At 44.0% G+C, this 24,585-nt stretch carries 20 protein-coding genes; 15 read left to right on the top strand and 5 right to left on the bottom strand.

Going from position 1 to position 24,585, the window contains the following annotated elements; genetic code table 11:
* The first annotated feature begins 22 nt into the window (after positions 1-22).
* The 7 genes from fliS (at position 23) to prfB (ending at position 6,841) form a co-directional block, all read left to right on the top strand.
* On the top strand, positions 23-424 hold the full coding sequence (fliS, locus tag TY49_RS00525; protein ID WP_041963947.1) for a flagellar export chaperone FliS: 402 nt from the start codon (positions 23-25) through the stop codon (positions 422-424).
* Positions 424-768: a flagellar protein FliT gene (gene fliT / locus TY49_RS00520; RefSeq protein ID WP_041963946.1), complete on the top strand. Its 345-nt coding sequence runs from the start codon at positions 424-426 to the stop codon at positions 766-768. The genes fliS and fliT overlap by 1 nt, the downstream gene beginning before the upstream one ends.
* Positions 769-777: 9 nt before the next feature.
* The gene (locus TY49_RS00515; RefSeq protein WP_156972569.1) at positions 778-1,158 is read left to right on the top strand and encodes a DUF8042 domain-containing protein; all 381 of its coding nucleotides are present in this window, start codon (positions 778-780) and stop codon (positions 1,156-1,158) included.
* Positions 1,159-1,333: 175 nt separating this feature from the next.
* The gene (gene hpf, locus TY49_RS00510; protein ID WP_041963944.1) at positions 1,334-1,879 is read left to right on the top strand and encodes a ribosome hibernation-promoting factor, HPF/YfiA family; all 546 of its coding nucleotides are present in this window, start codon (positions 1,334-1,336) and stop codon (positions 1,877-1,879) included.
* A 110-nt stretch (positions 1,880-1,989) separates the two neighbouring features.
* Positions 1,990-2,832: a DUF1028 domain-containing protein gene (locus TY49_RS00505; RefSeq protein ID WP_041963943.1), complete on the top strand. Its 843-nt coding sequence runs from the start codon at positions 1,990-1,992 to the stop codon at positions 2,830-2,832.
* A gap of 207 nt (positions 2,833-3,039) precedes the next feature.
* The gene (gene secA, locus TY49_RS00500) at positions 3,040-5,553 is read left to right on the top strand and encodes a preprotein translocase subunit SecA (protein ID WP_041963942.1); all 2,514 of its coding nucleotides are present in this window, start codon (positions 3,040-3,042) and stop codon (positions 5,551-5,553) included.
* A gap of 177 nt (positions 5,554-5,730) precedes the next feature.
* Positions 5,731-6,841, top strand: a protein-coding gene (gene prfB, locus TY49_RS00495; protein ID WP_156972568.1) for a peptide chain release factor 2 whose coding sequence is annotated in 2 segments (ribosomal slippage) — positions 5,731-5,802 and positions 5,804-6,841 — 1,110 coding nt in all. Because the reading frame shifts where the segments join, the coding sequence is not laid out codon by codon here.
* 54 nt (positions 6,842-6,895) lie between these two features.
* On the opposite strand, the gene TY49_RS00490 is transcribed toward prfB, so the two are convergent.
* Together TY49_RS00490 and TY49_RS00485 are read right to left on the bottom strand one after the other, a co-directional pair.
* Positions 6,896-7,855, bottom strand: coding sequence for an NERD domain-containing protein (locus TY49_RS00490; RefSeq protein WP_041963940.1), 960 nt, complete (start codon positions 7,853-7,855; stop codon positions 6,896-6,898).
* Between the two features lie 361 nt (positions 7,856-8,216).
* Complete coding sequence (locus TY49_RS00485) at positions 8,217-10,790, bottom strand: CoA-disulfide reductase (protein ID WP_041963939.1); 2,574 nt, start codon at positions 10,788-10,790, stop codon at positions 8,217-8,219.
* A gap of 536 nt (positions 10,791-11,326) precedes the next feature.
* Between TY49_RS00485 and TY49_RS00480 the strand changes: the two genes are divergently transcribed.
* From TY49_RS00480 to TY49_RS00445, 8 genes are all read left to right on the top strand, one after another.
* Complete coding sequence (locus TY49_RS00480; protein ID WP_156972567.1) at positions 11,327-12,190, top strand: YitT family protein; 864 nt, start codon at positions 11,327-11,329, stop codon at positions 12,188-12,190.
* A gap of 51 nt (positions 12,191-12,241) precedes the next feature.
* Positions 12,242-12,553, top strand: coding sequence for a cytochrome c551 (gene cccB, locus TY49_RS00475; RefSeq protein WP_041963937.1), 312 nt, complete (start codon positions 12,242-12,244; stop codon positions 12,551-12,553).
* Positions 12,554-12,997: 444 nt separating this feature from the next.
* A complete protein-coding gene (ftsE, locus tag TY49_RS00470) occupies positions 12,998-13,684 on the top strand; it encodes a cell division ATP-binding protein FtsE (RefSeq protein WP_041963936.1) in 687 nt (228 codons plus the stop codon).
* A complete protein-coding gene (ftsX, locus tag TY49_RS00465) occupies positions 13,674-14,567 on the top strand; it encodes a permease-like cell division protein FtsX (RefSeq protein ID WP_041963935.1) in 894 nt (297 codons plus the stop codon). The genes ftsE and ftsX overlap by 11 nt, the downstream gene beginning before the upstream one ends.
* Positions 14,568-14,666: 99 nt before the next feature.
* Positions 14,667-15,974, top strand: a complete 1,308-nt coding sequence (locus tag TY49_RS25345) for a murein hydrolase activator EnvC family protein (RefSeq protein ID WP_041963934.1) — start codon at positions 14,667-14,669, stop codon at positions 15,972-15,974.
* A gap of 202 nt (positions 15,975-16,176) precedes the next feature.
* Positions 16,177-17,628, top strand: a complete 1,452-nt coding sequence (locus TY49_RS00455) for a S41 family peptidase (protein ID WP_041963933.1) — start codon at positions 16,177-16,179, stop codon at positions 17,626-17,628.
* A 365-nt stretch (positions 17,629-17,993) separates the two neighbouring features.
* On the top strand, positions 17,994-19,187 hold the full coding sequence (locus tag TY49_RS00450) for a PDZ domain-containing protein (RefSeq protein ID WP_041963932.1): 1,194 nt from the start codon (positions 17,994-17,996) through the stop codon (positions 19,185-19,187).
* Positions 19,188-19,463: 276 nt separating this feature from the next.
* On the top strand, positions 19,464-20,492 hold the full coding sequence (locus tag TY49_RS00445) for a GGDEF domain-containing protein (RefSeq protein WP_041963931.1): 1,029 nt from the start codon (positions 19,464-19,466) through the stop codon (positions 20,490-20,492).
* 224 nt (positions 20,493-20,716) lie between these two features.
* On the opposite strand, the gene TY49_RS00440 is transcribed toward TY49_RS00445, so the two are convergent.
* From TY49_RS00440 to TY49_RS00430, 3 genes are read right to left on the bottom strand one after another with little or no spacing between them, the layout of a single operon-like run.
* Complete coding sequence (locus TY49_RS00440; protein ID WP_041963930.1) at positions 20,717-21,841, bottom strand: Ger(x)C family spore germination protein; 1,125 nt, start codon at positions 21,839-21,841, stop codon at positions 20,717-20,719.
* On the bottom strand, positions 21,822-22,949 hold the full coding sequence (locus tag TY49_RS00435; protein WP_041963929.1) for a GerAB/ArcD/ProY family transporter: 1,128 nt from the start codon (positions 22,947-22,949) through the stop codon (positions 21,822-21,824). The genes TY49_RS00440 and TY49_RS00435 overlap by 20 nt, the downstream gene beginning before the upstream one ends.
* Before the next feature lie 15 nt (positions 22,950-22,964).
* The gene (locus TY49_RS00430; RefSeq protein WP_041963928.1) at positions 22,965-24,470 is read right to left on the bottom strand and encodes a spore germination protein; all 1,506 of its coding nucleotides are present in this window, start codon (positions 24,468-24,470) and stop codon (positions 22,965-22,967) included.
* Between the last annotated feature and the right edge of the window lie 115 nt (positions 24,471-24,585).

The raw sequence follows: 24,585 nt of genomic DNA, 5'->3' as shown, positions 1-24,585 counted from the left end.
TTTTTAAAAAGGAGAGTAAAATATGGCACTAACTAACCCATACCAATCTTACCAGCAAAACTCAGTCAATACCGCCTCTCCAGGTGAATTGACATTGATGTTATATAATGGATGCTTAAAGTTTATCAAACTGGCGAAGCATGCGATTGAGACGAGAGATATCCAGGCGAAAAATACAAATATCCAGAAGGCACAAAAGATTGTGCAAGAGTTGATGGTCACGCTTAATATGGACCTTGAAGTTTCTCAAAATATGATGTCATTATACGATTATATGAATCGCCGGTTAATCGACGCGAACATTAAGAATGACACTGCGATTTTGGAAGAGGTAGAGACTCTTGTTACTGACTTCCGCGATACCTGGAAACAAGTCATCCAACTGAACCGCCAGAAGCAGCATGGCCAGGGTGGCGCAGTTTAATGAGTGCTGTCCTACTAGTTCATCAGCTGACTAATGATCTTGTGCAAATTTTGGAAAATGCTGATTTGGAACGCGATGATAAAATCTCTCGGACTGAAAAGTTATTAAGTCAGAGAGAAGCACTCATGAATGAAATTATTCCTCCTTATACTCCTGAAGAAATGGAAGCTGGGAAAGAAATCAATCAGTTGAATATGAAGCTTGCTCAGCTTTTAAAAGCTGAAAAGGCTTCTGTTCAAAGAGATATTAAAGGTCTGCAATCAAAAAAAGAATCTAACACAAAATATGTCAACCCATACCAAAACCTTTCAACGGACGGCATGTTTTACGACAAGAGAAAATAGGTGGCTGGCTTGAACGCGTTAACTGAGGAAAAGTTTTTATTGGTCAACCAGTATATCGGTTTGCTAGATATCATCGATGAAGCTTTTAGCCATATCCTTGTCAGTCTTGAAAAGAATAATCGTGAGGACGCCGAACAATTGTGGGAAGACGTGACCATGGCTTTTATGCAAATCCATGAATCAAACAAAATCCTTGCGGAGCATTTTTCCGATCAGCCAGGCGTTATCCAACAATTTTCACAATTCGATTTGGTATTGGAAAAGGCACATTTGGTTCAATTTACAGATGATCGATTTCTCGAGATACTGATGAGGGAGAAGGTTTATCCTTCCTTCCTTGGATGGTCGGGGCAAATCACTCAACAATTCAGGCCCTGCTATATCAACTAAACCGCCCAATCCCGGGCGGTTTTTTCGTATTAGGACAAGTTCCAACAAATTATCCACTATTCCGACAGTAAAAACAGACATAAAAATGTCAAATCTTCAGACTGTTTTTGCAGGAGTTCTTTGGGGTAAAATAGAATTAGTAATACATAGTCATATCCCAAAGGAGGAGTCCACTATGAACTACAACATTCGTGGAGAAAACATTGAGGTAACTCCAGCAATCAGAGAGTATGTTGAGAAGAAGGTTGCTAAGCTTGAGCGTTATTTTACGGAGTCACCCAATGCCAATGTAAATGTGAATTTGAAAGTTTACCAAGATAAAAAATCAAAAGTTGAAATTACAATTCCAATGAAGGATCTTGTGCTTCGCGCAGAGGAGCTTCATGAAGATATGTATGCGGCGATCGATTTAATCACTGATAAGCTTGAGCGTCAAATCCGCAAGCACAAAACAAAGGTAAACCGCAAATTCCGTGATAAGGAAAGCCTGAAGGATTTCGTTCCTATTTTCACAGAAGTTGAACAGGTTGAAGAAGATGAAGACCTTGAAGTTGTTCGTACAAAGAGCTTTGACCTGAAGCCAATGGACAGCGAAGAAGCGATTCTGCAGATGAACATGCTGGGCCACAGCTTCTACGTGTTCACAAATGCTGAAACAAACCAAACAAATGTTGTTTACAAGCGTAACGACGGACGCTATGGTTTGATTGAAGCTCAATAATATACCAACACTCTACCCACAGCCAGAAATTGGCTGTGGGTTTTAATTTGTACGTTAGAAGGGAATTTTATACCGAGTGCCGAAATAATTTTTACAGGAGGCGATACATAATGACATTTTCAATCGTTGGTTTTGATACTCAGGAAAAAGAATGGGGAATTGCAGTTCAGTCGAAATTTCTTGGAGTTGGTGCGGTTGTTCCTTTTGCGAAGGCTGGAGTTGGAGCTGTTGCTACTCAGTCGTACGCGAATACTGCGTATGGTCCACAGGCCTTGGAGTTGATGGCACAGGGAAAATCAGCTAAGGAAGCCATGGAATTAATCACGAAGGAGGACCCTGACAAGGAAATGCGCCAGGTCGGCTTGATTGACGCCGAAGGAAACCCAGCAACCTTTACCGGTACATACTGCTATGACTGGGCAGGCGGAGTGACTGGCAAGCATTTTGCGGCTCAGGGCAATATTTTAGTAGATGAGAATACGGCTAAGGCGATGGCTGAGACCTTTGAATCGACGGAAGGTTCGCTCGCTCACCGGTTGCTGCAGGCGCTAAACGCCGGCCAGAAAGCTGGAGGGGATAGCCGAGGCCAACAGTCAGCGGCACTCCTTGTCGTCAAGGAGAAAGGCGGCTATGGCGGCTACAATGACCGATATATCGATCTTCGTGTAGATGACCATCCAGAACCAATCACGGAACTCATCCGTATCTACGGCCTTCAGCAGCTTTATTTTGCAAAATCAAAGCCTGAGAACGTGGTCGCAATCGAAGGGGATGTGAAGGATACAGTCGTCCAGTACCTTAAGCGCCTAGATTATCTTAAGGCCGATCCATCTGATGGTGAAGAGCTCCATAAAGCGCTCACTTCTTACATCCATACCGAAAACTTCGAGGAACGAGAGCAGGAGAAAGGCAAGATTGATTTAGAAGTGCTGGATTTTATGAAAAATCAGTAAATCCTTCGTCCCTCTGTCGACCGGCAGAGGGACTTTTCGCATACCTCGATTGGTTGTCACCCCTTGTTGTAAGTGGTAAGATAGTATTTAGCAATAAATCGAATTTTTCTAAAAGGGATTCGGTATGTTTACAGCGAATCTTTTTTCTTTGGGATAATTTTTAACAATCGAATTCAACGAGATTCAATAGATAAAAGGAGCGTCTGTATGGGGATTTTAACGAAAATTTTCGACCAGAATAAACGCGATATCAAAAGATTGACGAAAATGGCGGATCAAATCGATGCGCTCGCAGGCGATATGGAAAAGCTGTCAGACGATCAGCTAAGGGAAAAAACGGAGGAGTTCAAATCCCGTTACCAGAACGGCGCGTCTACTGATGACCTGCTGATTGAATCGTTCGCAGTCGTCCGTGAAGGAGCCAAGCGTGTCCTTGGTCTGTATCCTTATAAAGTCCAGCTGATGGGTGGTATTTCCCTCCATGAAGGAAATATCTCTGAAATGAAGACTGGTGAAGGTAAAACCCTAACTGCTACAATGCCGGTTTACTTGAACGCGATCACTGGACGTGGCGTACACGTTATCACTGTCAACGAATATCTGGCAAGCCGTGACGCCGTTGAGATGGGCAAGCTGTATGAGTTCCTTGGCCTGTCTGTTGGTTTGAACCTGAACAGCATGACGAAGGAAGAAAAGCAGGAAGCGTACCGTGCCGATATCACTTATGGTACGAACAACGAGTTCGGCTTCGACTATCTTCGCGACAACATGGTGCTTTACTCAGAACAGAAGGTTCAGCGTCCGCTGCATTTCTGTGTCATCGATGAAGTTGACTCCATCTTGATCGATGAAGCGCGTACTCCGTTGATCATTTCCGGCTCTGCTCAAAAATCTGCCGCGCTTTACATGCAGGCAAACGCATTCGTTCGCACATTGAAGCGCGAAGAAGACTACACTTATGATGAAAAAACGAAGGGTGTCCAGCTGACTGAGGACGGAATCACGAAGTCCGAGAAGGCTTTTGGCATCGAGAACCTTTTTGACATCAAGCATGTGACATTGCTTCACCATATCAATCAGGCGATGAAAGCCCAGGCGAGCATGCACAAGGATGTAGATTACGTCGTTCAGGACGGCGAAATCGTCATCGTTGACCAATTCACTGGACGTCTGATGAAGGGCCGCCGCTATAGCGAAGGCTTGCACCAGGCGATTGAGGCAAAAGAAGGCCTTGAGATCCAGAATGAGAGCATGACGCTTGCGACAATCACATTCCAGAACTACTTCCGTATGTACGAAAAGCTTTCCGGTATGACCGGTACGGCGAAGACTGAGGAAGAGGAATTCCGCAATATTTACAATATGAACGTTGTCGTGATTCCGACGAACCGTCCGATCGCACGTGACGACCGTCCGGATTTGATTTATGCAAGTATGCAGGGCAAGTTCAAGGCAGTAGCAGATGACATCGCTGAGCGCCACCAGGCCGGACAACCAGTACTAGTTGGTACGGTTGCGATTGAAACTTCTGAAATCATTTCAGCCTTCCTATCGAAAAAAGGTATCAAGCATAATGTCCTGAACGCGAAAAACCATGAGCGTGAAGCGGAAATCATTGCTGAAGCCGGTCATCAGGGCTCGGTTACGATCGCGACAAACATGGCAGGCCGTGGTACGGATATCAAGCTTGGTGAGGGCGTTAAAGAAGTTGGTGGTCTTGCGGTAATTGGTACCGAGCGTCACGAGAGCCGTCGTATTGATAACCAGCTCCGCGGACGTTCCGGACGTCAGGGAGATCCTGGTGTCACACAGTTCTACCTTTCCATGGAAGATGAACTGATGCGCCGCTTCGGTTCTGACAATATGAAATCGATGATGGAGCGCCTTGGCATGGATGATACCCAGCCAATCCAGAGCAAGATGGTCTCAAGAGCCGTTGAATCTGCGCAAAAACGTGTTGAGGGCAACAACTTCGATGCCCGTAAGCAGTTGCTTCAGTACGATGATGTTCTTCGCCAGCAGCGCGAAATCATCTACAAGCAGCGTGACGAGGTTCTGGAATCTGAAAACCTACGTGACATAGTAGTAAGAATGATCAGGTCTGCATTGGAGCGCAATGTCTCAGCCCATACGCCAGCAGGCGAGGATATGGAAAAATGGGACCTGAACAGCATCATCGACTACGTGAACGGCAACCTGCTTCACGAAGGTGACATAACTGCTGAAGACCTTCGCGGCAAAGAGCAGGATGAAATCATCGAAGTCATCATGGCGAAGGTGAAAGAGCGCTATGATGAAAAAGAAGAAATGCTGACAGACGAGCAAATGCGTGAATTTGAAAAAGTCATCGTGCTTCGTTCGGTTGACTCAAAGTGGATGGACCACATCGACCAGATGGATCAGCTGCGCCAGGGTATCCACCTGCGTGCGTATGGCCAGATCGATCCACTGCGCGAGTACCAGCATGAAGGCTTCGCGATGTTTGAGAATATGATCCTTTCCATCGAAGACGATGTTGCGAAATATATCATGAAAGCTGAAATCCGAAGCAACCTTGAGCGCGAGGAAGTAGCGAAAGGCCACGCGGTTAATCCAAAAGAAGGTGAAGGCGGTAAAGTGAAGAAAAAGCCTGTTACCAAGACTTTGGATGTCGGCCGTAATGACCCATGCATCTGCGGCAGCGGCAAGAAATACAAGAACTGCTGCGGCAAGGCGGAATAGGAATTGCTCCTTGCTGCACCGCACCAAGGGTCGGACCCCGGTTACGGTGCAGCGTTAAAGTGCAGAGGCGAGGCGGAATAATTTTTACAATCAAGAGGGCCGGATTATCGGCTCTCTTTTTCCTTGGAACATACAATACGGTATAATGGAAAGTAACTTATCTATGAGGTGAACGATATGGAATTAGCAGATATCAGGAATGAGCTTGAAAAAACAGCTAAGAAATTAGCGGGCTTCAGGGGGTCTCTTTGACCTCGAAAATAAAGAAGCACGAATTGCTGAGCTAGAGGATGGCATGCTTGCGCCAGACTTCTGGGATGACCAGCAGAAGGCACAAGTTGTCATCAACGAAGCAAATGGGCTTAAGGAACAGGTTAATGTTTTTAACGAGCTGAGCGAGACATACGAAAATCTCGATTTGACATATGAGCTTGTAAAAGAGGAAGACGACGCGGATCTTCGTGAAGATTTGGAGAAGGAGCTTCTGGAATTTAAGGAGCGCATGAGTGAGTTTGAGCTCCAATTGTTGTTGAGTGAAGAGCACGATAAAAATAATGCGATTCTTGAACTTCATCCGGGTGCTGGCGGTACGGAATCCCAGGACTGGGGCTCGATGCTTTTGCGTATGTATACTCGTTGGGCAGAAAAGCGCGGCTTCAAGGTGGAGACTTTGGATTACCTGCCGGGTGATGAGGCAGGAATCAAGAGTGTGACTTTGGCCATTAAAGGGCACAATGCCTACGGTTATTTGAAAGCGGAAAAAGGCGTACACCGTCTGGTCCGTATTTCGCCGTTTGACTCATCGGGCCGCCGCCATACTTCATTCGTTTCCTGCGAAGTGATGCCAGAATTCAACAACGAAATCGAGATCGATATCCGTACGGAAGACCTGAAAATCGATACGTACCGTGCAAGCGGCGCCGGCGGTCAGCATATCAACACAACTGACTCTGCCGTCCGGATTACCCACTTGCCAACTGGTGTTGTTGTATCATCCCAGGCAGAACGATCACAGATCAAGAACCGTGAAACGTCGATGAAAATGCTGAAAGCTAAGCTTTACCAGCGCGAAATCGAACAGCAGCAAGCCGAACTGGACGAAATCCGCGGCGAGCAAAAAGAAATCGGATGGGGCAGCCAGATCCGCTCCTACGTATTCCACCCATACTCCATGGTAAAAGACCATCGCACCAGCGCCGAATCCGGCAACGTGCAGGCAGTCATGGACGGGGATATTGATATGTTTATTGATGCTTATTTGAGATCTAAGTTGAGTTTGGGAGAGTAAACTCAACTTCATATGAGTTTTTATGAGTCCCCCGCCGGGTTGGCGGGGGATTTTTTAAATCGGAGTATAATGGCAGCTTCTCCGCGTAGGCCCTTGGCATTTCAGGTTCATATTTGCGAGAAGCTTTGTTGCCAGTTTAGGTGAGTGAATGTGAAGGTATTCCCGGAACTGCTTGTTGTTGATACTACCGTTGATCAGGAGAAAGTAATCCTCGATGGCCTGGTGATGAGCATCTTTAGCTGTGGTCCCGCAATGTGTACAATTCCAGGTTCCGCTGTACCGCTCCATTGCATACTGGGAACAAGAGGGACATTGAACACCGGTCAAGTATTCAGATGGGTCAATCTTGAATTGATGAAGATGGGAGCCAGGAGGAACATCACTCTTTAATAAAAGCTTGCTCAGTTTTTTATATTCTTTTACGGAAATTAGCTCTTTTTTATATTTTGATATGAACTCTTCAATTTTAAAGATGATTTTTCCCGGAGGACAAACGCGATGGTAGATTTCCAGATCATTGTTTGGATTTCGTAATGCTGTCGAGGGATTGCTGCTGAAGACAAGGTACTCAATAGGAATCTGGGGGAAATGGTGGTCGTTCAGCCACTTCATTAAAAGAAGACGGTGTCTTTTTACTTGAAGAATAGGATCTTCATAGGTATCTGTTTTATCATTAAAAGTACGTTCCATTTGATTAAAAGGAGAATGGAAGGTTAGGGTGCCTGCCATGTTCTTGGCATCGATAATGAGTGCAAATGAGGGCGAGAGCAGCAGAGAGTCTATTTGGAAGTGAGTTTGACCTGATTTAAGCCGAAGCCCTTGGAATATGTGGAATTCATCTTCATGTAGGAGGCTGGTGTAATAGTCTAGAGCTTCTTCGCCTTTATGGCCAGCCCTGGTTTTCATGGAATCTTGGATCACTTCTGGGAGTTTGGGATGATTAGCAGGTAATCTTCTTTGAATTGCATTATTTATTTTGATACGGAGTGGGAATGTTCTTCTTTTTACGATCAAAATTGTCTCAGTCCTCTCGTTCTATTTAATTACGGTAAAAGAATTCGCTGTAAACTGGTTAAAATCCTGCCTAATACCATCATGGGTGTCAGTTTTTTAAAGGTCCATTACACCATCACTACGAAATGAGTGACAATCACTACGAAAAATCGAATAATCACTACGAAAATGTCACCAATCACTACGAAAATTACAATCATCACTACGATTTTCCCCTTAATCACTACTTTTCCCATATATCAGGTAAAAATCAACACAACCCAAGGACCAATTACCTTTTTTTAGCAACCCCATACGCCCAGAAACATGCTGTCTACATAAAAAAGCGGCCTCCCACGAGAAGGCCGCTCTCCAATCAATATTAGATAAACAAGTTCAATCCAGAATCCTCAGCATCGCCGAGGTAGGCTGCTACGCCGCCGATTTCGACTCCGTCGATGAGTTCTTCTTTTGCAATGCCCATGATGTCCATGCTCATGCCGCAGGCTACTAGCTTGACGCCGGCGTCCATGGCGTTTTTCATCAACGTTTCAAGGCTGTCGACGTTTTTGTTTGCCATAACTGTCTTGATCATCTTGGAGCCCATGCCGCCCATGTTCATCTTGGACAATGGCAGGTCGTTTGCGCCCTTCGGCATCATCATGCTGAACATCTTCGCCATCATGTCTTTCTCGGTTGACGGTGCGTCGTTGCGTTTCAGGATGTTCAGTCCCCAGAAGGTGAAGAACAAGGTTACTTCTTTGCCCATCGCCGCTGCGCCGGATGCGATGATGAAGGTTGCGATGGCCTTGTCAAGGTCCCCGCTGAACACGACCATTGTCGCGCCATTTTTAGCCGGAGCAGCAGTTGGCACGCCAGTTGGAACCTCAACAGGAGCAGCCATCGTATTCAAAGGAACGACCACATTACCTTTCATAATCTGGGCCTTGAACTTCTTATCTTCAAATTTGTTGCTGATCAGTTTGTTGCCAGTCTTCTCACACCATGCTTTGATGTCCTTTGCGAAGCCTGGGTCTGTTGCATGTACTTCCATCACCTCTCCGTCCTGCATATCGCCAATTGTCTTATACACCTTCATGATTGGACCTGGGCAAGACAGGCCGCAAGCGTCAAGTGTCGTTTTTACAGTAGGCGGTGCAATTGGAGTAACAGGTGCCTGAGCTACAGGAGCAGCCTCTACGGCCAATCCAACGCTAGTCTGGGCAGCACCAGCAGCGATTTCTTCCATCGCAGCATTACGCTGAGCAACGCCATTGTCGCTGATTGGTGTTCCACAGTTTTCACTTGCATCTGGCTCATACACGCAAGAGTAAGTTTTGTAGCCACCGTCAAGGTTTTTTACCTTGAACCCAGCCTGCATCAGGATACGTGTAGCAAGGTAACCGCGAAGGCCAACCTGGCAGTAGACGTACACTTCTTTCGTCGGGATCTCATCAAGACGATCGCGAAGCTCTCCCAAGGGAATATTCACAGAACCCTCAATCATGCCCATGTCGCGCTCGATTGGCTCGCGGACGTCGATCAAGTAGCCGCCACCAGTCAAAATGTCATTGATTTCATGCCATTGAACAGTTTCTACAAGACCTTCAGCAAGGTTTTTCGCTGCATAGCCAGCCATGTTGACTGGATCTTTTGCAGAAGAGTATGGCGGTGCGTATGCCAGTTCAAGATCCGGCAAGTCAAAGATTGTCATGCCGCCCTTGATCGCAGTCGCCAATACATCGATACGCTTGTCTGCACCATCATATGATACAGCCTGTGCACCGAAGATTTTGCCTGTCTCGCGGTCAAAGATTAATTTTAGCGCGATCGGGAATGCGCCAGGATAGTATCCGGCGTGAGAGCTTGGGTGAACGTGCACGACATCGTAAGAAATGCCAAGACGCTTCAATGTCTTCTCGTTATTTCCTGTTGCCGCAACGGTCATGTCAAAAACTTTCGCAATGGATGTGCCAAGCGTGCCCTGGTACTTGGAATCGATGCCGTTGATATGGTCAGCAACGATTCGTCCCTGGCGGTTAGCCGGCCATGCAAGCGGAATGTGAGTCGCCTGTCCGTTGATATAGTCTTTAACTTCAATCGCGTCACCAATTGCGTAGATGCTTTGGTCAGCCGTCTGCAGGCGCTCGTTGACACGGATTGCACCGCGGAGACCAAGTTCAAGGCCAGATTCTTTCGCCAGCTTGTTCTCAGGAGCCACACCAATCGCAAGGATTACCAAGTCAGTATCAATTTGTTTGCCGCTGTTCAGGTTGATCAGCTTGCCGTTCTTTTCAAAAGATTTCACGCCATCTTCAAGAACAAGATTCACGCCTTTTTCACGAAGGTGCTGATGTAAAATAGAAGCCATTTCAAAGTCGATTGGCGCCATGATCTGATCAGCCATCTCGACCAGTGTTACCTCAACACCGCGTTCCCAAAGGTTTTCGGCCATTTCAACTCCGATGAAGCCGCCGCCGATCACAGTCGCTTTCTTAGGTTGTTGCTTATCAACATATGCTTTGATTTTATCAGTGTCAGGAATGTTGCGAAGCGTGAACAATGCTTCAGCTTCACTAATACCAGGGATTGGAGGCTTGATTGGGCTTGCACCTGGTGATAAAACAAGCACATCATAGCTTTCTTCATATGTTTCGCCAGTTTTAAGGTTCTTGATTTCAACCACTTTGCGCTCGCGGTCGATGCGATTCACTTCACTCAAATTGCGGATATCCATGTTGAATTTCTTGGACATGCCTTCAACAGTCTGGACAAGCAATGCGTCACGCTCTTGTATTGCACCGCCAATATAATAAGGAAGTCCACAGTTTGCAAAAGAAATATATTCACCGCGTTCAATCATCACGATTTCTGTTTGTTCATCCAATCTTCTTAAACGGGCAGCCGTTGTAGCTCCGCCAGCAACTCCACCTACAATAACAACTTTTTTAGCCAAATTAATTACCCTCTTTCTGAAAAATTTTATATAGTTTCGATTTGTTTTTGGTTAATTCCTAATTCGCTTTTTCATTACAAGCCGTTATCTACAGTCTGGCCAGATGCGGGACTCAACTATTGTGTAATGGTGAGCATGTAAGATATTGAAAAAATGTATTTTTCTTTTCTACAGGAAAGACTAATCAATATGACCGCCTCCTTATACGTGAAATATATCACAAAGTACTACTAGGGGTAAGGGTATTTGGTGAATCGTCAAAAATTGTTCATAAATTCACAAACTTGATGAGTCAGGGTAAAATATTGCTTGCAAAAAAAGTGGGTCTAATTGTTTCTATAATATAGGCTCATCGAGAACATCCAGAGATAATAACCAGAGTTTGAATTGGGTAAGTTTCTTTTTAAGTACCGACAATCAAAAAAAATACAGGACTGCAACTTTTGCCCTTTAACACGGCGCACTATTAGCGTTTACAGAAAATTCGACACGTGCTATACTCACTGACGGCATTAAAGGAAAAAGGGGATAGGACTTTGAAGAAAAGGCGTAATCATACATTAAATCCAACTATAGAAAAGCTTATTGAATATGTTTATGTGCTCATTGGATCGGCAATTGTGGCAATCTCATTTAATGTTTTCTTGCTGCCGAACCGGGTTGCTTCGGGCGGTGTTAGCGGGATCAGTACGATTATAGATGCGACGCTTGGCTGGGAGCCGGCATACGTGCAGTGGGCCTTTAATATACCGTTGTTTATTGCAGGGGTTGTTTTACTTGGAAGGCAATATGGGTATAAAACTCTTGCAGGAACCATTTTTCTTCCATTTGTAGTGTTCATGACAAATGACGTGAAGCCGTGGACTCTCGATCCTTTGCTTGGTTCATTGTTTGGCGGGATTGGTGTCGGTCTGGGACTTGGGATTGTTTTCAGAGGGAATGCGTCAACTGGCGGTACTGATTTGGCAGCACAGATCATCCACAAGTACACGGGGCTATCGCTTGGTACCTGCGTGGCGTTGATTGATGGACTGATTGTATTATCTGCAGCGATCGTATTCGATATTGAACGCGGTCTTTATGCTTTGATCGGGCTTTATGTTACTAGTAAAACGATTGACCTGGTACAGGTCGGCATCGGGCGCTCGAAGATGGCGATGGTCATTACAAACCGCCAGGATGAAGTTCGTGAAGCGATTTTGAATAAAATTGACCGTGGAGTGACAAAACTATCAGCATACGGCGGCTATACGGACCAAGAACGTCCAATTATCATGTGTGTTGTGGATCAAACGGAGTTCACAAAATTGAAACAATTGGTCCAATCCATTGATCCTGCTGCATTCGTCATTGTAATGGATGCTTCAGAGGTATTAGGCGAGGGTTTTAAAAGAGCTTGATATTGGTATAAAATAGTCGTGTATGTAAAATTTTCTTAGGGGGAGTTAAGTTTGAAGAAGAAATTATTGGCTCTATTAATGGGAACCTCCTTGGTACTGGCAGCTTGCGGCGGCGGCGATGAAGCTGGCGGCGGAGACACAGCTGGTGCGGATCCAGAAAAGCTCTATAATCAAAAATGCTCTAGCTGCCATGGCGGCGACCTGGAGGGCGGCGCAGGACCTAAGCTTAGTGATGTAGGTTCACGTCTGTCTCAGGAAGAGATTGAAAGTGTAATTGCTAATGGCCAGGGCTCAATGCCTCCAAAGATGCTTGAAGGCGAAGAAGCTTCAGCAGTGGCAGAATGGCTGGCAAACAAAAAATAAGTTTACAAGGAAACGTCCTGAAATTGTCGGGACGTTTTTTTGTGCTGTTTTTTCCAATACACTTACGGTAAAAATGCTGTCTCTATGCATTTCTGTAAAATCGCCAAATTATTTAGCAATTCAGCAAGCTTCACATTTTGTACATACAAGTTATGACAAAATATTGTTACATTACAGTAATAAAACTAAAAATTCTACTAAATAAGAAACTCGACAACAAATAGATTTTTCTAGGTAAGTAGCTAACTTGGGAGGATGAACCGTTCCCAATTAGCTAGCTAGAATAACCTGTGGAGGAATTTAATGGAATAAAAAATGGTATTTGAAAAGAAACTGTAATATTTAAAAGGGTTTTTTTAGTATAGGGAGATGCTATAATAGGTTTGTTACAAATTGTCGAAGTTTAGCCGTGTGATAAGACTAACTATCTAAGGTGATACAAAAATGATAGATATGCAGGATGTTTACAAAACATACCGAAACGGCATAACTGCCGCTAATGGGATCAATGTTCATATAGATGCAGGTGAATTTTTATACGTAGTAGGGCCCAGCGGTGCTGGAAAATCCACTTTTATAAAGATGATGTACCGTGAAGTTAAGCCTTCTAAAGGTTCCATCATTATAAATGGTGTCAATCTAGCAAAGCTGAAGGACAACAAAGTACCATTGCTGCGCCGGAATATTGGCGTCGTGTTCCAGGACTTCAAATTGCTGAATACTCTTTCAGTCTATGAAAATGTCGCTTTTGCGATGGAAGTCATCGAAGAACAGCCGCAATATATCAAGAAGCGTGTCATGGAAACTCTGGAACTTGTAGGACTCAAGCATAAAGCAAGAGCGCTTCCTACTGAGCTTTCAGGCGGGGAGCAGCAGCGTGTTGCCATCGCTCGTTCAATAGTGAACGCACCAAAAGTAGTGATTGCAGATGAGCCTACGGGAAACCTTGACCCTGATACATCATGGGAAATCATGAACATTTTCGAGGAAATTAACTTAAGGGGAACCACGATCGTCATGGCAACCCACAACAAAGAAATCGTCAACACAATCACGCATCGCGTCATCGCGATTGAGAACGGCAGGATTGCCCGTGACGAAGTGAAAGGTGAATACGGATATGAAAGCTAGAACATTCCGCCGCCACGTTCGCGAGAGCTTTAAAAGCTTAGGCCGAAACGGTTGGATGACGTTTGCATCCGTAAGTGCCGTAACGGTTACCTTGCTTTTGGTCGGTATCTTTTTCGTCATTATGATGAATTTAAATAAAGTCGCAACCACGATTGAGGAAGATGTAGAAATCCGAGTCCATGTGGATGTAGCTGCGAACGACAAAGATAAAGAGGTCTTGGAACAGCAAATCAATCAGGTTTCCGGAATCAAAAATGTGACCTATTCTTCCAAGGAACAAGAACTTGAGAGCTTGATTAAAAGCCTGGGAGATGAAGGGGAAGCCTTTCAGTTGTTTGAGCAAGACAATCCTTTAAATGATGTCTTCGTCGTAAAGACGAAAAATCCTACTGATACAATGAAAGTTGCCAAGCAGATTGAGAAATTCAATTATGTCTCCTCTGTAAAGTATGGACAAGGCAAGGTCGAAAAACTATTCAGTTTTATAAAAGTAAGCCGCAATGTTGGACTCATATTAATTGTCGGACTTCTTTTTACAGCCATGTTCTTAATCTCCAACACTATTAAAATTACGATTATGGCCCGTAAACGAGAGATTGAAATTATGAGACTTGTAGGCGCTACGAACGGTTTCATCAGATGGCCATTCTTCCTTGAAGGTCTCTGGTTAGGAATCCTGGGAGCGGTTGTGCCAATCGCGGTCGTATCCGCAGCCTATTATTATGCTTACGATTACTTGAACGATAAGCTGAAGGACCATTTTATAAAATTGCTTGAATTCAATCCGTTTGTTTACCAGTTATCAGCCATCCTGATCATTATGGGGGCTGCTATTGGAATCTGGGGAAGTCTCATGTCCGTCCGTAAATTCTTGAAGGTGTAAGGAAGATTATTATTCTTCCTTAACACTACATAGCCAATAGACGATAGATAAAAAGACAAAGTTACGAAACTATCATGAGTAAGAGAGGGGAAAGATCTAGTGAAAAAGCAGATACTCTCACTAGCAATAGTCAGTACTTTAAGCCTGGGTTCTTTGCTAAGCCCAATATCGACTAATAACGTAACAGCAGAATCAATTTCAAAGATGGAACAACAAAAGCAGGAAGTTCTGAAAAAACGCTCGGGATTGGATTCTGAAATTCAAAATAAAGAATCTAAAGTCAGTGAAATTCAAAATGAGCAAGATGAAGTAAGAAATGAAATTAATAAATTGGATGTTGCAGTTAAGGATACTGAAGGGAAAATCAGAAATAAGAATGTTGAAATTGAACAAACTACAGCTGAAATAGATGAGCTGAAAGTTGAAATTGCGGATTTGATTGAGCGGATTAACAAAAGAAACGAATTGTTGAAAGATAAAGCTCGCTCTATGCAGGAAAGTGGAGGATCAGTAAGCTATATTGATGTTCTCCTTGGTGCACAAAGCTTTAGTGATTTCATTGATAGAGTGAATGCTGTTACAACAATTGTACAGGCTGATAAAGGTATTCTTGAGCAACATCAAAAAGATAAAGACGATTTAGAGACAAAGCAACAAGAAGTCGAAACAAAGCTAGTCAATCTTCAATCCATGAAGAAGGAATTGGAAGACTTAAAGGTACAGCTTAAAGGTAAAATAGCTAGGCAGAATGAGCTAATGAAAGAGTTAGAACATGAAGAACACAAAATGCATGGGGAAATAAATGATTTAGCTGAACAGAAACAAATTTTAGCTGCACAAGCAGCTACCATTCAAAAAGCAATTGCGCTTGAAAAACAGCGTCAGGCCGAGTTAGCAGCTGAACGTGAAAGACAAGCTAAGTTAGCGAAACAAAGGGCTGCGAAGAAAAGCAGTGGAGATTCATCTTCAGCACCTGATCCTGTAGTGTCTTCCCCTCCAGTATCAGATGGGATGTTTATGTGGCCTGCTCGTGGCTATGTATCTTCATCAACTGGCTCAAGATGGGGTGCCTATCATTTTGGTATCGATATCGCGAGTGGAGGGACTGTACCTATTGTAGCTGCTGCTGATGGTGTGGTTAGCCGATCATATGAATCTGGCAGCTATGGACAAGTAATATTTATTACTCACTCCATTGATGGTCAAATATATACTACGGTATATGCGCACATGAGAGATGGTTCACGGACAGTTGGCCAAGGTGAGATTGTCAGAAAAGGACAAAAAATTGGTCTAATGGGAAATACAGGCCAATCAACTGGTCAGCATTTGCATTTTGAATTGCACAAGGGAACATGGAGAGCTGACAAGAAAAACTATGTCAATCCTATACCATATTTAAGATAGTTAATTTCGGGAAGAGACTACACGTCTCTTCCTTTTTGATTTTCCCGATTAAAAGTCTCGGAAACCTGTAAATTATAACCATTTAGGGATTCGTTCTGAAATTTATCCTTCATACCCTGTCCCTCCTCGTCATATAATGGGAATCATAGAAATTTTTACGGCAGAGGAGCAGTTGATGCGGTAAACAGGGAGGAGTTTGGCAATGGAACGCAAGTGGATTGCCTTTTTGATGACGGGCTCGCTGCTTACAGGTGCGGGGAGTACATACGCCGGCATGCAATGGTACGAAAGCAAGGCGGGTGTTCTGGAACGCCAGATTGTGCCCCTAAAAGATCATGCGGGTGCACAGGCTGGCGATGCGAGCAGTCTCGAAAAAGTCGAGCAGGCATACAGTTTGATTTTTAACAGTTACGTAGAAAAGGTTGAAGAAGAAGAGCTGATTGAAGGAGCGATACAGGGCATGCTTTCTACCCTGGAGGATCCGTATTCCGTTTATATGGACAAGGAAACGGCCAAACAATTCAATGAGACGCTCGAATCATCTTTTGAAGGAATTGGTGCCGAGGTCAGTACAGTTGATGGGAAAATCGTGATTGTTTCACCTTTTAAAAATTCACCGGCAGAAAAAGCGGGCTTGAAGCCAAATGATCAGATTTTAAAGGTCGATGGCGAGAGTATCGAGGGATTGGATCTATATGAAGCCACATTGAAGATCCGCGGCAAAAAAGGGACAACAGTTGTTCTCGAAATAGAGCGCCAAGGCTTGAAGGATCCGTTGAAGGTAAAAGTGATTCGTGATGAGATTCCGCAGATTACTGTCCATGCTGACATGAAAAAGGTGAACGGTGAAAAAATTGGTTACATGGAGATTACCTCTTTCTCCGAAGAAACTTCTAAGGAGTTTAATAAGGAGCTTAAGGCTCTTGAAAAAGAAGGGCTGGATTCGTTGCTGATCGATGTGCGCGGAAATCCTGGCGGGCTCCTTTCCAGCGTGGAAGAGATTTTGCGAGAATTGATTTCGAAGGAGAAGCCTCTGTATCAAATTGAAGAACGCAACGGCGATAAGACTCGTTATTTCTCCAATCTGGAAAAAGCGAAACACTATCCGATTGCCGTCTTGACGGATGATGGCAGTGCTTCCGCATCGGAAATTTTGGCCGGTGCATTGAAGGAAGCTGGCGGCTATCCCGTCATTGGCGAGAAGAGCTTCGGCAAAGGGACAGTCCAGCAAGCTGTGCCAATGGGGGATGGCAGTAATATCAAGCTGACGCTGTTCAAATGGCTGACACCTGACGGCAACTGGATCCATAAAAAGGGCATCGAGCCGACAGTCGAGGTCAATCAGCCGGCGTTGTATGATACCCACCCAATTCAGGCCGAAAAACCGCTCAAGTTGGACATGAATAATGAGCAAGTGAAAAATGCTCAAGAAATCCTTGCTGGTCTCGGTTTTGAGCCGGGTCGTACGGATGGCTACTTCAGCGGCATGACCGAAATTGCCGTCAAAGCATTCCAGCGGAAAAACGACATGACCGTTACAGGTGTGATTGACGCAAAAACAGCCTCCGCACTCGAGGATGCGGCAAGAGAAGCAATGAAACGAGAAGAAAACGACCTACAGCTTCAGACCGCGTTGAAACTGCTGGCAAAATAGATACCTAATCCGCCGTACCAAAACTTGGTGCGGCGTTATTTTTTACATTGATTTGGAAAAAGTAGTGATTACATCAAAAATCGTAGTGATTAGTTTGAATACCGTAGTGATTATTCGAGATTTCGTAGTGATTACTTACAAAAACGTAGTGATTTTTGGCAATTCCGTAGTGATTCGGATCCTGACCAGTATAAAAGAAGAAAAATACTGCGTTCCTTTTTCGAATTTCACTAAGTATTTAATGTTCCACTCCTACTCAAGAAAAAAATCCCACCAATATTCCTCAACTATTAATAGGTTTTACCCTGCAGATTTGATAGAATAAGCTTAATATCATGTAATCTATGAAGGCTGGTGACATAGGGGTGGCACAGGATTGGTTCATTGAACTTTTGAAAGGGACGGGCAGGCTTCTGCTTCACCCTGTGTTCTATTATTCTATATTTTTGGCGGCGGTCCTTGGTGTTTTACGCGTGAAGCGGGAGCGGAAGAACTTCACGGTGAGAGCGAAGGATGCTTATTTTGAGCTCAGGCAGCTGTTTCCGCTGGGATTGCTGGTCGGACTCGGCATCTCCATCCTAATCATTGCGGCGGGCATCGCGATTCCATTCGGTGCGATTGTTTTAGTTGCCACTGCAACGCTGCTATTTAGTCTATTAACAAAAGTCAGGCTACTTACGCCTGCATATACAATCGGCGCTGCATTTTTCGCGTTGATCTTCCTTTCGGGAAAAGAAATCGATCTTCCGTTAGTCGGAGACTTATTTTCAAGTCTTGATGAAAAAATTTATCCATCCATTGCGATTTTGTTAGCATTATTAACGATTGGCGAAGGCTTTCTTATTTTACGAAATGGAAAAAAGGGAACTTCTCCTAAATTGATCAAGAGCAAGCGTGGCCAGACGGTTGGTGTCCACGAGGTAAAGCGCCTCTGGGTCGTGCCGGCATTCATGCTCATTCCGGGCAACATCCTTGCGCTACCGTTCGAGTGGTGGCCTGTGTTCACGCTTGGAGACAATACATATTCACTGATACTTGTTCCATTTGCGATTGGTTTGCATCAGCAAATCCAGGGGATGCTGCCAAAAGAAGCTGTCAGTCAGCTCGGCAGACGTGTGGTTGGTCTCGGCATTCTGATCACATTGATTTCTGCAACGGGTTACTGGTACCCAATTGCGTCGGTCATTGCTGTCGCGATTGCGATGATCGGCCGCGAAGCCCTGACATTGGCACAGCGGATGAAGGAGGAGAACATGCCGTTCTATTTTTCGAAAAAGAACCACGGCATGATGATTCTTGGCATCCTGCCGGAATCTCCGGCCGATAAAATGGCCCTTGGTGTAGGCGAGCTTGTCACAAAGGTCAACGGCACGATTGTCCGTGATGAACAAACATTCTACGAGACTCTGTCACGAAACAGGGCGCATTGCAAGCTGGAAGTCCTTGATACAAACGGGCAAATCCGCTTCGTGCAAAGGGCGCTGTATGAAGGCGATCACCATGAACTAGGCATCCTTTTTGTCCTGGATGAGAAAAAGTGGGATAGTGCCGTTGTTTAAAATTTGTAGTTTTTCATAATTAATTGGAAATTTGTCAAAATTCTTTGGCGAGCTGCTAAGTCCTTTGAAATAATAACTCGAAGGACTTTTTTTTATCTTAGCTACTAGTTGAAAATTTAGTATAATTGTAGATAACGGTATACCCCCTGAAGGATAGAGGGCAAATCTAAAGGGACTTAGGCCGCCTGGGCTACGTCAGCCAACTGCTGAATCCCACGTATAATGGGACTAATCAGATGATTGATTGGTCTCTTTTCACTTAAAGGAGAAAACATAATGGGGAAATTAGGCTCTCTGCAGGACTTTAAGAGGACTGTCTATTTAAGTATGATCATTCCCAGTCTGCTGGCGATGATTTCTTATAACTTTTTCGTATTCAACCATCCAGGACATAGGAAATATATAGTGTTAACAGGAATACTAACTTGCTGGTTCACAATCAGTTTAATACTGTTATATCAAAAAAAGCTCATGCGTCTTGTGGAATATGGAACATTAATAATCATTACTGCTATGCATATAGGAACAGTATACGATGGATTTTTTAATTATATTGCCATTGACAAAGCTGGAGCATTTGGAGTTACAGTCATGTGGGTACCTGCTGTGATTCTCAGCTTTTTTCTTATTCTCGGAGCAAGGCGAGGGCTAGTCTTTTCTTTATCTGTTTTTTTGGTCATTTTTGTTATGGGTTTGGTGAATTTTCCTGAAATGTCCGAGGATTACTTAATATCAGTTATTCAGTTTTATGTTGCCTATCTTTTTTACATTCTGATTATTTATTTCTCCCGGTTTTTAATTAAACTTTTTGCAGACTTTGAGGATATGAAAGAGAATGCTTTTACTGATGCATTAACAGGAACCGCCAACCGTCATCAAATCGACATTTGGCTGGAAGAAAATGTGTTGGAAACAACTGAAGTTCCTGTATCTTTATTATTTTTCGATATTGATTATTTTAAGGCTGTTAATGATACATATGGACATAAAGTAGGGGATTCGGTCCTTAAGGAATTAGCCGGACTTGTTAAACAAAATCTGACACCAAACGAACAATTTGGCCGCTGGGGAGGGGAAGAGTTTATTATCATTTCCTCTCAATCCGGCGAAAATGCACTTAAACTGGCTGAGAAACTGCGCTTGAAAATTAATCAACACCCCTTTAAAACAGCTGGACGACAGACAGTAAGCTTTGGAGTAACTGAGTTTAGAGTGGGTGAATCAGTCGATTCATTAATTAGCAGGGCGGACAGAGGTTTGTATCAGTCAAAGCATGAAGGTCGGAACAGAGTTACATTTATTTAAAAGTGGCCGAAGAAATGGACTTATACCCCTGTAACCGGTTCTGTTTTGAAGTACAAACTTTAAAAAAATCGAAAAAGGGATATCAAATCGCAATGGTTTGATATCCCTTTTTTCTTTGGTATGACGGGTTTTCTAGTACTGCCAGGCTTTTATTTGACGGCTAGCACCGGCGCTTGCCCTCCAGAGCAGATTCAGTATGGTCAAGGTGCTTCATTTACTATAGTTTATTCCACCACCCCAGTCCGCATAACCTCAAACTCGATTTTCACATCGACTTTGCTTTCTGGGTACATGCTATGCCATTTCTCAGGGGTCAAGTTGGCTTTTCTGACACTCTTTCGATAGATCTCTCCAAAACCGAATGGGTCGGCCCCTGACTCTCGTGCCTTTTTGATCAAATTTTCAATATCTGATGTTATTTTTTCCTCGAGCTTTTTTTCTAGTTGCTCAAGGTATTCCGGGTTTTTTAAGTCTAGTGCCTGGTTAATTTCGAGTAGTCTTGATTGTAATTTTACTTTCAGTTCGAAGTTGAGATTTTCCTTGCTTAACAGGTTCATGTCACTTTTGCTGTGAATCGTGTCGAGAACCACTGCGAGTTTGACGGGAGCTTCAGGAGACTCTAGCAGATCAAAACCTTCATTGTCGATTTCCAGTTCTATTGCTCCTGCCTGGTAGCGATCATTGATCAGCTTTAGGTAAAAGGCTTCTTTTGCATTTATTTTACCGACCATCTTATCCTTCTTTATCAGAGCCATGCCGGTAATTTTGACTATGCCTCCATCACTTTTTAAAGTAGGCAGGATTGGGTCAATCCCTGGTGCGTAGAAATCATGCAATACTTCCTGCAGGGTGGAAGATGGAATTTTTTCACCTTTTATGTTTTGGTCCAGTTCCTTGTATATGAGCTGGCTGATGTCGGAAAATTGTTCGTTTTTTTGGTTAAGGAGTTTATTTGTACTTCCTTCAACTACTGCAAGATATGTGAGATCACTGATCGAGGGGTCACGTGCAAGTGTATCTGCCAGATTGATGAGACCCGCTTGGACAACTTCTTCACTGAAAAGCGCTACCCGCAGCTGGCCTGACTGCAATTTCTTAGGACTTTTTAAATCGGCCTCATTTCTCGCTCCTTTACTTGTTGCCGACTTCGCGGACAGGATTAGGGAGCTTTGCGCAGCTTCCGGGTCGATTTGGAGAAGCACCATTGTCGCCAGAATCTGCTTATCGTCTGTGAGGTCATAACCCACCGTTGTGAGCAATCCCATCTTCTCCAGTGTTTTCTGTTCTGCACAGCCAGAAAGGGTGATCACAAGCATGGCAATCAGGAGCTTATTCATTTGTTTGCGCATTGGCCTCATCCTTTTTACGGGAAAATTTCTTTTTGATCAGGACAGCACCGAATAGGAGCAATGGATAGACAAAAACAATATAAAGAGCGCCCTTTGCAAAATAGTCGTTGAACATATTGATTTGGACTCGGGTGAGCGGATATAGCAGGGTCAGGAAAATAAATGTAAGAAGAATCCAGCTGATTTTTTGTTCTTTTTTATTGAAAATCCTTGAAATCCCTCTTGTTGCTGCCCACATATAGAGCATAAGGTTTGGCAGGATCAGCAGGACCCAAAAGGTGATTGCCACGTACTCAAACCTTTCAATGAAAGGAAAACGAACAATTTTAAAAAGGGACAGCGTACCCCAAATCGTGCGTTCAAGCTGGCCGCCGCTGAAATAAGCCAGGGAGACAACCATGATTGCAAGATACAGGATAGTCGTGAATGCAAGACCATATTGCATATGCCTATGGACTCGGTCCTTTTCTTTTAAAAAAGGATAGATGACGTAAATGATTTCAAAACCGATGACAGTGAAGGTCATTTGCTTTGCCCCTCTCAGTATTTCAGTTATTTTCGCTTCAAATATCGGAAAAAGGTAATCCCAATTGGCGAACTGGATGGGGTAGGCGAGCAGCATGACCAGCCACAAGGATAGAACGACACTGAAGAAGCTGACACCGACGACTGTCCGCAATCCGCCATTCAAGCCGTAGTAAACAAGATAAACGAGAGTCAGGGAAAGCAACCAGGTCGGGACCTCAGGGAAGACCCATGCCTGAATGACCTCGATATAATTCCGGACGATGACGTGGAAGCCTCCAAGAAAGTAGAGAACAAACAGGACATTAATCATGTTTCCGAGCCACTTTCCAAGTACATCATATTGGATTCCATATAAATCCGAATTCTCATATACACTTAATGTTTTCACCATAATGAACCCGATGATGGCAGTTGCTACCCCGCCGAGAATCACGGAAATCCATGCATCATGCCTCGCTTCAAGATAGATGATCCGCTGGAAGCCCTGGATTCCAACGCCCACCTGCATAGAATGGATTACGAAGATGAGCAGGAAAGTATTGACCATATTTTGAGGCTTAGGCTCGATGTGAACTTTCATTCATAACACCACAACTTATTTTTTGTTTTTTTGATATCTGTACTTCACTCTGTCCAATGGCCTTGTCTGCAACGGACGGCTGTTGGTCCAGCCGATTGGAAGACGAATGATACTGTCGCGCCAATCTTCAAACCTCGGCGGATAAAAGGGAGCCATAAACGGGGTCCCCAGGCTGGATTGGCGGAGCAGATGAATCAGCAGGAAGCAAAAGCCGACCATCAGTCCGTAAAACCCCCAAAATCCTGCCAAAATGATTAATGGAAAGCGCAGAACCCTGATGACATTGCCCATCATGTAGTTTGGCGTAGTAAATGAAGCGAGTGCGCTAACGGCGATGATAATAATCAGGATGTTACTTGTGAATCCTGCTTCTACCGCAGCTGTCCCGACGACAATACCACCAACGATACCCATCGTCTGGCCGACCTTCGTTGGCAGCCGTGCTCCGGCTTCACGCAAGAGCTCAATCATTGTTTCCAGCAATAATGCCTCGATAATTGGAGGGAAGGGTACGCGAGATCTTGACTCACCAAGCGGAATCAGGAGTGTTTGCGGGATAATTTCATAATGAAAAGTTAAAGCTGCCACATATATCGCCGTGAAAAAAATCGACACAATCATCGAGAACACCCTTAAGACTCTGAGAAAGGTCGCGATTTGCCATCTGACGCTTTCATCCTCCATACTCTGGAAAAATTCGATAAAGGTTTGTGGTGCACCTATTACCTGAACACTGCCATCTACAAGAACAACCATCTTTCCATTTAAGATCCAGGCACAGGCGCGATCGGGTCTTTCTGTCAGCAGCAGCTGCGGAAAAATGGCAAATGAATTATCTTCAATAAGCTGTACCAAAATTGAACTGTCGAGGATGCCATCAACGTCAATCGATTTGATTCGCTCGCGCATGCGTTCGATCATGTCATCGTCTGCAATCCCTTTCAAATAAAGAAGCGAAACCGCTGATTTCGTTTGTTTTCCTAATGTAAAACTTTCATTGCATAGATTTGGGTTGGTAAGAAAACGGCGGATCAACGATATATTGGTCGCAAGACTTTCATTAAAGGCTATTTGCGGGCCCAAAACCTGTGACTCATTTTCCGGACGCGTCAATGACCGATTTTCCTGGGTTCCGACTATTGCACTGATGATGACAGGGTGGCCAGGCGAATGAACCACTACTGCTCCATGTAAAATCGAATCAATCACATCTTCGACATATTTATGTTTAGAAGTACTTGAAACTGTAATATGCTTAAGCGCTTCGTTTGGGGATGCCTTCGCATCTTCGAGACGAGAAAGTACATCTTGATTCAGCATCTTCTTATCTGTCAAGGTATCCAAGAAAATCAAGGTAAAGCCATTCTGGAGTTCCTTAATATTTAAATCCGCACTATCATGAAGGCAATCCTTCATTTTTTGGATGAAATCGGCCTTATCTACAGGGATTAATTCCTTGTCGACGAGGTTTTTTTGATTCATGCTGTTGTCGACTTCGTCTTTCTTTCTCTTGAAAAACATCAAAATCCCTCCGATGCAGTCATCTACTCAACAGGTTTTGCTTTAATGGGAAAAATTATACTGCTGATAGTTTTTGTGATTGCATGAAAAAAGAAGCTGACATTTCGTCAGCTTC

Source organism: Mesobacillus selenatarsenatis SF-1, assembly GCF_000813125.1.
Taxonomy (GTDB): Bacteria; Bacillota; Bacilli; order Bacillales; family Cytobacillaceae; genus Mesobacillus; species Mesobacillus selenatarsenatis.
This window is presented reverse-complemented; position numbering and strand designations above follow the sequence as displayed.

Excerpts from the sequence above, each read along its gene's own strand:
- fliS (WP_041963947.1), top strand. The coding sequence starts at position 23 with ATGGCACTAACTAACCCATACCAATCTTACCAGCAAAACTCAGTCAAT.
- fliT (WP_041963946.1), top strand. The coding sequence starts at position 424 with ATGAGTGCTGTCCTACTAGTTCATCAGCTGACTAATGATCTTGTGCAA.
- hpf (WP_041963944.1), top strand. The coding sequence starts at position 1,334 with ATGAACTACAACATTCGTGGAGAAAACATTGAGGTAACTCCAGCAATC.
- TY49_RS00505 (WP_041963943.1), top strand. The coding sequence starts at position 1,990 with ATGACATTTTCAATCGTTGGTTTTGATACTCAGGAAAAAGAATGGGGA.
- secA (WP_041963942.1), top strand. The coding sequence starts at position 3,040 with ATGGGGATTTTAACGAAAATTTTCGACCAGAATAAACGCGATATCAAA.
- ftsE (WP_041963936.1), top strand. The coding sequence starts at position 12,998 with ATGATAGATATGCAGGATGTTTACAAAACATACCGAAACGGCATAACT.
- ftsX (WP_041963935.1), top strand. The coding sequence starts at position 13,674 with ATGAAAGCTAGAACATTCCGCCGCCACGTTCGCGAGAGCTTTAAAAGC.
- TY49_RS00455 (WP_041963933.1), top strand. The coding sequence starts at position 16,177 with ATGGAACGCAAGTGGATTGCCTTTTTGATGACGGGCTCGCTGCTTACA.
- TY49_RS00445 (WP_041963931.1), top strand. The coding sequence starts at position 19,464 with ATGGGGAAATTAGGCTCTCTGCAGGACTTTAAGAGGACTGTCTATTTA.
- TY49_RS00440 (WP_041963930.1), bottom strand. The coding sequence starts at position 21,841 with ATGCGCAAACAAATGAATAAGCTCCTGATTGCCATGCTTGTGATCACC.
- TY49_RS00435 (WP_041963929.1), bottom strand. The coding sequence starts at position 22,949 with ATGAAAGTTCACATCGAGCCTAAGCCTCAAAATATGGTCAATACTTTC.
- TY49_RS00430 (WP_041963928.1), bottom strand. The coding sequence starts at position 24,470 with ATGTTTTTCAAGAGAAAGAAAGACGAAGTCGACAACAGCATGAATCAA.